Origin of the sequence: Bradyrhizobium sp. PRIMUS42 (genome assembly GCF_023006515.1) — a bacterium.
Classification (GTDB): Bacteria; Pseudomonadota; Alphaproteobacteria; order Rhizobiales; family Xanthobacteraceae; genus Bradyrhizobium.
This window is the reverse complement of sequence record NZ_JALBGZ010000155.1, coordinates 1-10701: the sequence shown is the minus strand read 5'-3', so window position 1 is coordinate 10701 and position 10701 is coordinate 1. Positions and strand designations below refer to the sequence as shown.

The window sequence follows — 10701 nt, the reverse complement described above, 5'->3', positions numbered from 1 at the left end:
GCCGCGTCACGAGCTGATGCGCGCCCAGGCCGACGGACACGACCTTGATCTCGACGCGCTCGTGCGTGCGCGGTGCGATCTTCGCGCCGGCAGCGGCGGCAGCGGTCTCGATCGCATCCATGTTGCCATGCGTCCGCAAGGGCATGATCTTGCCGTCACGCTGCTCGTCGACGTCTCGCTGTCCACGGATGCCTGGGTCGATGGCTACCGCGTGCTCGACGTCGAGAAGGAGGCGCTGCTGGTGCTCGCCCACGGGCTTTCGGCCTGCGGCGATCACCACAGCATCCTGACCTTCACCTCGCGACGGCGCTCCTGGGTGCGGCTCGAAACCGTCAAGGCCTTCGGCGAGCCGATGAGCGGGGCGGTGGAGCGCCGGATCGGCGCGCTGAAGCCCGGTTATTACACGCGGATCGGCACGGCGGTGCGCCACGCCGCCGCCGAGCTCGCCCGCCAGCCGCAGCGCAAGAAGCTGCTGATCGTCCTCACCGACGGCAAGCCGAACGACGTCGATCATTACGAGGGCCGCTTCGCGGTCGAGGACACCCGCAAGTCGGTCCAGGAGGCGCGCCGGCTCGGCATCGCCGCCTTCGGCGTCACGGTTGATGCAACCGCGCAATCCTACTTCCCGACCCTGTTCGGCCGCGGCGGCTATGCCATCGTCGGCAACATCAAGCGGCTGCCCGCGGCACTGCCGGCGATCTATCGGCAGGTCGCGCATTGATGGCGGAAAAATCCCGAACGTCATGGGTCCTGAGTGAGCTATTGCTCATCAATTGAGTATATGATCGAATGGCTGAATGGACCACGGCCGGTCAAGTCCCGATCTGATCATCTTCGATTGCGACGGCGTGCTCGTCGACAGCGAACTGTTGAGCTGCCGGTGCCTGTCGGAAGTTCTCTCCGAGTTCGGCATCGCGCTCAGCGTAGAGCAGGCGCTCGAGCTCTTCCTGGGGCGCAGCACCAAGGCGATCGAGCAGCATTATCGCGATCTCGGGCAGGTCGTGCCGGACGGCTTTCTGCCGCGTTTGAAATCGAAAGTGCTGACGACGTTCGCAGCTTCGCTTCAGCCGATCCCCGGCATTGCGGGCGTGATGTCCGACTTGTCCGTGCCGTTTTGCGTGGCCTCATCCAGCGACATCGACCGCGTCGCGCTCTCGCTTGACGTCACTGGCCTGCGGGCGCATTTCGGCGAGCGGATCTACTCCGCGCAAATGGTCAGGCACGGCAAGCCGGCGCCCGATCTGTTTCTCCTCGCGGCGGAGAGGATGGGGGTGCAACCTTCGCGCACGCTGGTGGTCGAGGATAGCGTCAGCGGCGTGCAGGCGGGCAAGGCGGCCGGCATGACCGCCTGGGGATTTGTCGGCGGCAGCCATTATCGCGGACGCGACGGCCGGGCTATATTGTCCGGCGCGGGGGCCGACCGGGTGTTCTCGCGCATGATCGACTTCTGGGAGGCGTGAGGCCCGCATGGCCGCCGAGAACGACAGATCGCGACTCGACGACGCCGCGCGCGCCGGCTGGCTCTATTTCATTGCTGGTCACACCCAGGACGAGATCGCAAAGATGCTGCAGGTCTCGCGCGCCTCGGCGCAACGGCTGGTCTCGCTGTGCCTCGCCGAGCGCCTCATCACCTTCCGGCTCGAACATCCCATCGCCGCCTGCATGGAGCTTGCGGCGCGCCTGAAGGAACGCTTCGATCTCGTTCATTGCGAGGTGGTCCCGGCCGATCCAGCGGCGCCGCAAGCCACCGCGGGGATCGCCGAGCGTTGCGCCAACCTGCTTGATTCCACGCTGCGTTCGGAGACGCCGGTCATCGTCGCGCTCGGCACCGGCCGGGCGGTGCGCGCCGCAGTCGAGCGTGTCACGCCGATCGACCGGCCCAATCACCAGATCGTCTCGCTGGTCGGCAACATCTCCGCCGACGGCTCGGCGAGCTTTTACGATACCGTCGGCCGGCTCGCAGACCGCACCGGTGCGCGGCACTATCCGATGCCGCTGCCGTTCTTGATGTCGTCCGAGGACGAGCGCAACAAGATGGTCCGCATCGAGCCGATCGCCAAGGTGAAGGCGGTCGCCGCCAAGGCGGATTTGCGCCTCGTCGGCATCGGCCAGATGGACCAGAAGGCGCAGGTCCATGTCGACGGCTTCGTTACCCGCGACGAATTGTTCGAGATGATGCGGCTGGGCGCCATCGGCGAGATCACCGGCTGGGCCTATGATTCCAAGGGCCGCCTGCTCAAATCCGGCACCAACAAGCGCCTCACCAGCATTCCGCCGGAAGTGCCGGCGAAGGCCACGACGATCGCCGCGGCGATCGGTGCTGCCAAGGTGGTGGCGATCGCGGCGGCGCTGAGCGGGGGCCTGATCAACGGGTTGATCACCGACGAGACGACCGCAAAGGCGATCCTGGAGCGGTAGGTTCGTGCCGCATCGGGGTTCGGCTCCCTCTCCCGCTTGCGGGAGAGGGATGGGGAGAGGGTCTCTCCGCTGGCAAGATTCCCCAAGAGGAAAAAGCCCTCACCCCTATCGCATCTGCGATGCGATACGACCTCTCCCGCAAGAGGGAGAGGTCGAGCAAGCCGCCATGGCTGTGCAAGACATTTTCAAAACTTCCCGCACCGCAGCACTCATAAGTTGCGAGAACGCCTTTCCGCCTGCTTGACAACCGTCCTTGCTTGCGTTGAACATACGCTCAACGCGTGAGCATATGCTCAAAACGCGAGTTTGAGGGAGGTCACCGTGAAACACGTCTTGGGCGCCGTCTGCGGCGCGTCTGCACTTTTGCTGGCCGTCCCCGCGGTGGCCGAAACGACCCTGACGATCGCTACCGTCAACAACGGCGACATGATCCGCATGCAGGGGCTGACGGCCGAATTCACCAAGAAGAACCCCGACATTTCAGTGAAATGGGTGACGCTCGAGGAGAACGTGCTGCGCCAGCGCGTCACCACCGACATCGCCACCAAGGGCGGCCAGTTCGACGTGCTCACCATCGGCACCTATGAGGTGCCGATCTGGGCCAAGAAAGGCTGGCTGGTGCCGCTCGCCAATCTCGGTGGCGATTACGACGTCGCCGACCTCCTGCCCAAGATCAAGGATGCGGTCTCCGTCGACGGCAAGCTCTATGCCGCGCCGTTCTATGGCGAGAGTTCGATGGTGATGTATCGCACCGATTTGTTCGAGAAGGCCGGCCTGAAGATGCCGGAGAAGCCGACCTGGGATTTCGTGATCGATGCGGCCAAGAAGCTGACCGACAAGGGCGCCGGCACCTACGGCATCTGCCTCCGCGGCAAGGCCGGCTGGGGCGAGAACATGGCGTTCCTCTCGGCCATGGCCAATTCCTACGGTGCGCGCTGGTTCGACGAGAAGTGGGCGCCGCAATTCAACACGCCGGAATGGAAGGCGACGCTGACGACTTACGTCAACCTGATGAAGGAGGCCGGCCCTCCCGGCGCGAGCTCCAACGGGTTCAACGAGAATCTGGCGCTGTTCAATGCCGGCAAGTGCGCCATGTGGATCGACGCGACGGTCGCGGCATCCTTCGTCACCAACCCGAAGGACTCCAAGGTCGCCGACAAGGTCGGCTTCGCGCTCGCGCCCAACACCGGGCTCGGCAAGAACGCCAACTGGCTGTGGGCCTGGAACCTCGCGATCCCCGCCGGCTCCAAGAAGTCGGAAGCTGCCGAGAAGTTCATCGCCTGGGCGACGAGCAAGGATTACACCAAGCTCGTCGCGTCGAAAGAGGGCTGGGCCAACGTACCGCCGGGCACGCGCACCTCGCTCTACCAGAACCCCGACTATCTGAAGGTTGCCCCGTTCGCGAAGCTGACGCTGGCCTCGATCGACGCGGCCGATCCGAACAAGCCGACGGTGAAGCCGGTGCCTTATGTCGGCGTGCAATACGCCGCGATCCCCGAATTCCAGGGCATCGGCACCCAGGTCGGCCAGCAATTCTCGGCCGCGCTGGCGGGATCAATGACGGTGGATGCCGCGCTTACCGCGGCGCAGTCCGCGACCGAGCGCGAGATGAAGCGCGCCGGCTACATCAAGTGAACCCGAGCTCTTCCTCCTGAGCTCAGACTTGCGGCCATCCAGCGTCATGGATGGCCGCCTTCTTCCCGCCAGCGGAGAAGCGTTGATGGCAACCCGGCAGACGCAGTTCCTTGCGCGCTCGCTCCTGACGCCGGCGGTCGGGCTGCTGTTCGTCTGGATGATCGTTCCCCTGGCGCTGACGATCTATTTCTCCACGCTGCATTACAGCCTGCTCGATCCCGGCTCCGAGTCGTTTGTCGGGCTGGAGAACTTCCGCTACTTCCTCACCGATCCCGCCTTCCTGGCTTCGCTCCAGAACACGCTGGTGCTGGTCGGCTCGGTGCTGGCCCTGACGATCCTGCTCGGCATTCCGCTGGCGCTGTTGATGGACCAGCCGGTGATCGGACGCAATTTCGTGCGGCTGATGGTGATCGCTCCGTTTTTCGTGATGCCGACGGTCAGCGCGCTGGTCTGGAAGAATCTGCTGATGCACCCGGTCTCCGGCCTGTTCGCCTGGCTGGCCTCTCTGTTCGGCCTGACCCCGATCGACTGGTTCAACGACGTGCCGCTGTTTGCGGTGATCCTGATCGTGACGTGGCAATGGCTCCCGTTCGCGACGCTGATCCTGCTCACCGCGCTGCAATCGCTCGACGAGGAGCAGAAGGAGGCCGCCGAGATGGACGGCGCCAGCGCCGTCTCGACCTTCATCTACATCACGCTGCCGCACCTCGCGCGTCCCATCACAGTCGTGATTCTGATCGAGACCATCTTCCTGCTCACGGTGTTTGCAGAGATCTACGTCACCACGGGCGGCGGCCCCGGACTATCGACCACCAACATCGCTTTCCTGATCTATTCACAGGCGTTGATTCAGTACGACGTCGGCACGGCCTCGGCGGGCGGCCTGGTTGCGGTCGTGATCGCGAATATCGTCGCCTTCTTCCTGGTCCGCATCGTCGGCCGCAATCTGGAGGCGTGAGACCATGGCACGGATGGCGACGACGCAGCGGGTGGTGGTCTCGACGATCGGGGCTTGGTTCTTCGGCTTCCTGATCTTCTTCCCGATCCTCTGGATGGTGCTGGCGAGCTTCAAGACCGAGCTCGAGGCCTTCGCCGTGCCGCCATCCTTCCTGTTCTTTCATTGGACCACCGAGAATTACGCGACGGTGCAGGAGCGCAGCGACTATCTCCACCACGCGATGAACTCGATCATCATCGCCGGCGGCTCGACGCTCATCGCCCTCCTGATAGCCATTCCCGCGGCCTGGTCGATGGCGTTCTCGCCGACCAAGCGCACCAAGGACATCCTGCTCTGGATGCTCTCGACCAAGATGATGCCGCCGGTCGGCGTGCTGGTGCCGATCTACCTGATCTACAAGAGCTTCGGCCTGCTCGATTCCCGCATCGGTCTCGTCTTCATCCTGTGCCTCGGTAATCTGCCGATCGTGATCTGGATGCTCTTCACCTATTTCAAGGAGATCCCGCGCGACATCCTTGAAGCCGCGCGCATGGACGGCGCCACCATCGGCCGCGAGCTCGTCTACGTCTTGACGCCGATGGCGATCCCGGGGCTGGCCTCGACGATGCTGCTCAATTTGATCCTGGCCTGGAACGAGGCGTTCTGGACACTCAACCTGTCGACCTCGAACGCTGCGCCGCTCACCACATTCATCGCCTCCTATTCCAGCCCGGAAGGGCTGTTCTGGGCAAAGCTGTCCGCGGCCTCGACGCTGGCGATCGCCCCCATTCTCGTCCTCGGTTGGTTCAGCCAGAAGCAGCTCGTACGCGGGCTCACCTTTGGCGCGGTGAAGTAAAGGGCTGCCGGATCATGGGTCAGATCACACTTCAGGATGTACGGAAATCCTTCGGCCCTGTGCACATCATCAAAGGCGCCGATCTCGACATTGCCGACGGCTCCTTTGTGGTGTTCGTCGGTCCCTCCGGCTGCGGCAAGACCACGCTGCTGCGGCTGATCGCGGGGCTCGAGGACGTCTCCGGCGGCAAAATCCTGATCGACGGCAAGAACGTCGTCGACACGCCGCCCGCCAAGCGCGGGCTATCGATGGTGTTCCAGTCCTACGCGCTCTATCCGCATATGAGCGTGCGCGGCAATATCGGCTTCGGTCTGAAGATGGCGGGCCTTGCCAAGGACGAGATCAACCGCAAGGTCGAGGCCGCGGCCGCGACGCTGAACCTCACGCCCTATCTCGATCGCAAGCCGCGCGAGCTTTCCGGCGGCCAGCGCCAGCGTGTCGCGATCGGGCGGGCCATCGTGCGCGAGCCCAAGGCATTCCTGTTCGATGAGCCGCTGTCCAACCTCGATGCCGCGCTGCGCGTGCAGATGCGCATCGAGGTGACGCGGCTCCAGAAGCAGCTCGGCACCACCGCGATCTATGTCACCCACGACCAGGTCGAGGCCATGACCATGGCCGACAAGATCGTCGTGCTCAATGGCGGCAAGATCGAGCAATATGGGTCGCCCCTGGAGCTCTATGAGCGGCCCGCCAATCTCTTCGTCGCCGGCTTCATCGGCTCGCCCAAGATGAATTTCGTCACCGGAGAGTTCGCCTTGCAACGTGGCGCCGCCACCATCGGCGTGCGGCCGGAGCATCTCAAGATCGAGCGCGAGGGCGACGGCGGCTGGCTGGGAACCATCGCCGTCGCCGAGCATCTCGGCAGTGACACCTTCCTTTACGTCGATGCCGGTCAGATCGGCATGCTGACGGCTCGCTATATCGGCGAGTTGAGTTTGCACGCCGGCGACCGTGTGTCGCTGGCGCCGGACCCCGCGCGCATCCATCGCTTCGACGCGGGCGGCAAAGCGCTTCGAGGCTGACAAGAGACGGCAAGAAAACGGCAAGAAACGGAAAGACCATCATGTACCTGGAAAAATTCAAGCTGAACGGCAAAACCGCGTTCATCACCGGCGGCGGACAGGGCATTGGCCTTGGCTGCGCGGAAGCGCTGGCTGAAGCCGGCGCCAGGGTCATCATCGGCGACCGCGACAGCAAGGTCGCCGACAGCGCGAAAGCCAGCCTGAAGGCGAAGGGGTTTGACATCGAGACCGCGATCATGGACGTGACCGACACCAAGCGCGTGGCGGAGGTCGCCAACGATCTCGTCGCCCGCCACGGCAAGGTCGACATTCTCGTCAACAATGCCGGCATCGCCCGCAGCGAAACCCCGGCCGAGACCGTCACCGACGAGCACTGGCTCAACGTCATCGACGTCAACCTCAACGGCACCTTCTGGTGCTGCCGCGAATTCGGCAAGCACATGCTGAAGGCCGGAAGCGGCGCCATCGTCAATGTCGGCTCGATGTCCGGCTTCATCGTCAACAAGCCGCAGGAACAGTGCTTCTACAACGCCTCCAAGGCAGGCGTGCATCATCTGACCAAATCGCTGGCCGCCGAATGGGGCGCGCGCGGCATCCGCGTCAATGCGGTGGCGCCGACCTATATCGAGACGCCGCTCAACGCTTTCGTGAAGAGCAACGCCAAAATGTACGACGCCTGGATCGGTGGAACTCCGATGGCGCGGATGGGGCAGGTCGAGGAGATCGCCTCGGTCGTGCTGTTCCTGAGCTCGGAGGCCGCGAGCCTGATGACCGGCAGCATCGTGCTGGTGGATGGCGGCTACACTTGCTGGTAGGCTTGCGTCAAAATCGACGAAGCTGGAGCGACAATGCCGCGAGCGTATATCGGCGTCGACGTGGGGACCACGAGCACGCGGGCAGGGGTGTTTGACGAGGCCGGCACTCTGCTTGCGACCGCGCGGCACCCGATCAGGATCTGGCACGAGGCTGGCGACATCGTCGAGCAGTCATCCCAGGATATTTGGGACGCCTGCACGACATCGGTGCGGGCGGCAATGGCGGAAGCGGCCATCGCGCCCGATAGCGTCGGCGGCATCGGCTTCGACGCCACGTGCTCCCTCGTGGTGCTGGATCCGCAAGGCGAGCCGCTCACCGTCAGCGCATCCGGCGACAAGCAACGCAATGTCATCGTCTGGATGGATCATCGTGCCATCGCCGAGGCGCGGCTGATCAACGAGACCGAGGATGCCGTGTTGCGCTATGTCGGCGGCTCGATCTCGCCCGAGATGGAGATGCCGAAGCTGCTTTGGCTGAAGCGGCACCTTCGTGGGAGCTTTGACGCCGCTGGCCACTTCTTTGATCTCTCGGATTATTTGACCTGGCGCGCGACTGGCTCGCTGCAGCGCTCGACCTGCACCGTCACCTGCAAATGGAACTATCTCGCCCACGACGGCGGCGGCTGGAGCGCGCAATTCTTCAAGCGCATCGGTCTGTCCGACTTCGTCAACGAGAAATACGCCCGCATCGGCACCGGGATCGTTGCCCCCGGCACGCGGCTCGGCACCGGTCTCACCCGCGCGGCTGCGGCCGAGCTTTGCCTGTCGCCGGGCATACCGGTCGGTGCCTCGCTGATCGACGCGCATGCCGGCGGCATCGGCGCAATTGGTGGACGCGACGGCGCGGGCGGGGCGAGTGATGTCTGCGACCGGCTCGCCTACATCATGGGAACGTCGGCCTGCATCATGGCGACGACCCGCGAGCCGTGCTTCGTGCCCGGCGTGTGGGGACCTTATTACTCCGGCATGGTCCCGGATTTCTGGCTCAACGAGGGCGGCCAATCGGCGGCAGGTGCGGCGATCGACCATCTCCTCAAGTCGCATCCGGGCCATGCCGAGGCGAGCGCGGCGGCGCGCAGCGATGGCCTCGACCTCATCGACTTCCTCGAGCGCCGCATCATCGCGCGCGCGGGCAGCGTCAGCCGCGCCGCGCTGCTCGCTCGCGACCTTCATGTGCTTCCTGAGTTCATCGGCAACCGCTCGCCCTACGCCGACCCTGATACGCGCGCGGTGATCACGGGGCTCGATCTTGACACCGACATCGCCTCGATGGAGCGGCTGTTCGTTGCCGGCCTGTGCGGGCTCGCCTATGGGCTCACCGAAGTGATTGAAGCCTTTGCCGCGCATGGCGTGCGCTCCAGCATCATGATCATGGGGGGCGGCGCCAGTCGAAGCCCGCTGGTGCGGCAGATCATGGCGGATACGACGGGGCTGACGGTCGCGCTGCCGCAGACCAGGGAGCCGGTGCTACTGGGCGCGGCGATGCTGGGGGCGGTGGCCGGCGGCGCCTATGCTTCGATCGGCGAGACCATGGCCAAGATGTCGGCCCTGGGACGGAAGAGTGAGCCGACCGCGACTGACATGGCCGCGTTTCACACACGCAAACGCGAGGTCTACAAGCTGCTGCGCGAAGTCGATCGCGGCAGCCGCGCGGCGATGCGCGACCTCGCGAGAGGTTGAGACAAATGCTGATTGCCTGCGGCGATGCGCTGATCGATTTCGTGCCGACGCGAAACGCCGACGGGCGCGAGGCGGTGATGCCCGCGGTCGGCGGCTCATGCCTGAACGTCGCGATCGGCATGGCGCGGCTCGGCGCGCCGACCGGTTTTGTCGGCGGCATCTCGACCGACCTGTTCGGGCGCATGATCGCGGATCACGCTGCCGCCTCGCATGTCGACCTCAACCTCGCCACCCGCAGCGACCTTCAGACCACGCTCGCCTTTGTCCGCATCGTCGCGGGCGAGTCGCACTATGCCTTTTACGATGCCGAGACCGCGACGCGAAACTGGACCTACCGGCGCGGGTCCATACCCTTCGATACGGTCGAGGCCCTTCATGTCGGCTCGACCACGCTCGTCAACGACCAGGGAGCCGCCGAGACCAAAGCGCTGATCGTGGATGCGCGCGCATCCTCGACGATCTCCTTCGATCCGAACTGCCGGCCGAATCTGGTCAAGGACAAGCCGGCTTACCTGGCGCGCATGGCCGAGTTCGCCGGCAGCGCCGATCTCATCAAGATGTCGGACGTGGACTTCGCCTACCTCTTCGGCGACGAGCGTTATGAGCAGCGAGCGAGCGCGCTGCTGGGGCAGGGCGCCAGCCTCGTCGTCGTCACCCGCGGCAACAACGGCGCGATCGCGTGGCACGCGGGGGCGGGAGCGATCGAGGTCGCCGCGCCAAAGGTCGAGGTCGCCGACACCATCGGCGCCGGAGACAGCTTTCAGGCGGCGCTGCTTTTCGCGCTGCACAAGCAGGGGCGCCTTGCCCGGCAGCAGCTGAAGGCCATCAATGCCGACGAGCTCCGCCGCGCGCTGTCCTTTGCCACCAATTGCGCCGGCCTGACCTGCACCCGCCCGGGCGCCGACCCGCCCTGGAGCCGTGAGATCACCTCGCCCTTGTAGCCCGTCACAGCGGCGCGACGACTTTCTCGGCGCATTTGAGGAAGGTTCGGATCAGCGGGCTCTGAGAATCCCGCCGCCAGCAGACTGCGATATCGATGGAGTCGGTGGCGTCGCGCAGCGGCCTGAACACGATGCCGCGTGGTGCGCCAAGCTGCGCGCAGGCGGGTAGGATGGCGAGACCTTCACCGGCCAGAACCAGACTCATCGCCGAATGCACCGTCTCCACCCGGCTCGCAATCGGCATCACGACTTGATGCCGTCGCAGCAAGGCCGCGACCGCGGAGGAGGCGAGTTACGCGATAAAGACCGCGCGCTGGAAAGCGCTGTGGCCGGAGCTCACCGTGATCGCCACAGAGTGAGATCTTAGGGTGGGCAAAGCGTAGCGTGCCCACGCGTC

General features: G+C 64.8%; 10 protein-coding genes and 1 pseudogene. 10 read left to right on the top strand and 1 reads right to left on the bottom strand.

Features of this window, described 5'->3' with window-relative positions; genetic code table 11:
• The 10 genes from MOV75_RS14470 to MOV75_RS14425 all read left to right on the top strand — a co-directional run.
• On the top strand, positions 1-721 hold a 721-nt coding region (locus MOV75_RS14470), incomplete at its 5' end, for a nitric oxide reductase activation protein NorD (protein WP_247006047.1).
• A 76-nt stretch (positions 722-797) separates the two neighbouring features.
• On the top strand, positions 798-1460 hold the full coding sequence (locus tag MOV75_RS14465; protein ID WP_247006046.1) for an HAD family hydrolase: 663 nt from the start codon (positions 798-800) through the stop codon (positions 1458-1460).
• 7 nt (positions 1461-1467) lie between these two features.
• Positions 1468-2418 carry a sugar-binding transcriptional regulator gene (locus tag MOV75_RS14460; RefSeq protein ID WP_247006044.1) on the top strand — a complete coding sequence of 317 codons (951 nt, stop codon included), beginning with the start codon at positions 1468-1470 and terminating at the stop codon, positions 2416-2418.
• Positions 2419-2739: 321 nt separating this feature from the next.
• Positions 2740-4053, top strand: a complete 1314-nt coding sequence (locus MOV75_RS14455) for a sugar ABC transporter substrate-binding protein (RefSeq protein ID WP_246929788.1) — start codon at positions 2740-2742, stop codon at positions 4051-4053.
• A gap of 85 nt (positions 4054-4138) precedes the next feature.
• Positions 4139-5011, top strand: coding sequence for a carbohydrate ABC transporter permease (locus tag MOV75_RS14450; protein WP_246929790.1), 873 nt, complete (start codon positions 4139-4141; stop codon positions 5009-5011).
• A gap of 4 nt (positions 5012-5015) precedes the next feature.
• A complete protein-coding gene (locus MOV75_RS14445; protein ID WP_246929793.1) occupies positions 5016-5846 on the top strand; it encodes a carbohydrate ABC transporter permease in 831 nt (276 codons plus the stop codon).
• A 14-nt stretch (positions 5847-5860) separates the two neighbouring features.
• Positions 5861-6868: an ABC transporter ATP-binding protein gene (locus tag MOV75_RS14440; RefSeq protein WP_246929794.1), complete on the top strand. Its 1008-nt coding sequence runs from the start codon at positions 5861-5863 to the stop codon at positions 6866-6868.
• A 41-nt stretch (positions 6869-6909) separates the two neighbouring features.
• Positions 6910-7683: an SDR family NAD(P)-dependent oxidoreductase gene (locus tag MOV75_RS14435; RefSeq protein WP_246929795.1), complete on the top strand. Its 774-nt coding sequence runs from the start codon at positions 6910-6912 to the stop codon at positions 7681-7683.
• Positions 7684-7716: 33 nt separating this feature from the next.
• Positions 7717-9363: an FGGY-family carbohydrate kinase gene (locus MOV75_RS14430; RefSeq protein ID WP_247006042.1), complete on the top strand. Its 1647-nt coding sequence runs from the start codon at positions 7717-7719 to the stop codon at positions 9361-9363.
• 5 nt (positions 9364-9368) lie between these two features.
• The gene (locus tag MOV75_RS14425) at positions 9369-10304 is read left to right on the top strand and encodes a carbohydrate kinase (RefSeq protein WP_247006040.1); all 936 of its coding nucleotides are present in this window, start codon (positions 9369-9371) and stop codon (positions 10302-10304) included.
• 4 nt (positions 10305-10308) lie between these two features.
• Here MOV75_RS14425 and MOV75_RS14420 read toward each other — a convergent pair.
• A pseudogene (locus MOV75_RS14420) lies at positions 10309-10593 on the bottom strand (LysR substrate-binding domain-containing protein); the annotation flags it as partial.
• Between the last annotated feature and the right edge of the window lie 108 nt (positions 10594-10701).

What these genes read in the sequence shown, in the direction of transcription:
- MOV75_RS14445 (WP_246929793.1), top strand. Translation starts at nt 5,016, where the DNA reads ATGGCACGGATGGCGACGACGCAGCGGGTGGTGGTCTCGACGATCGGG.
- MOV75_RS14460 (WP_247006044.1), top strand. Translation starts at nt 1,468, where the DNA reads ATGGCCGCCGAGAACGACAGATCGCGACTCGACGACGCCGCGCGCGCC.
- MOV75_RS14435 (WP_246929795.1), top strand. Translation starts at nt 6,910, where the DNA reads ATGTACCTGGAAAAATTCAAGCTGAACGGCAAAACCGCGTTCATCACC.
- MOV75_RS14450 (WP_246929790.1), top strand. Translation starts at nt 4,139, where the DNA reads ATGGCAACCCGGCAGACGCAGTTCCTTGCGCGCTCGCTCCTGACGCCG.
- MOV75_RS14425 (WP_247006040.1), top strand. Translation starts at nt 9,369, where the DNA reads ATGCTGATTGCCTGCGGCGATGCGCTGATCGATTTCGTGCCGACGCGA.
- MOV75_RS14430 (WP_247006042.1), top strand. Translation starts at nt 7,717, where the DNA reads ATGCCGCGAGCGTATATCGGCGTCGACGTGGGGACCACGAGCACGCGG.
- MOV75_RS14440 (WP_246929794.1), top strand. Translation starts at nt 5,861, where the DNA reads ATGGGTCAGATCACACTTCAGGATGTACGGAAATCCTTCGGCCCTGTG.
- MOV75_RS14465 (WP_247006046.1), top strand. Translation starts at nt 798, where the DNA reads ATGGACCACGGCCGGTCAAGTCCCGATCTGATCATCTTCGATTGCGAC.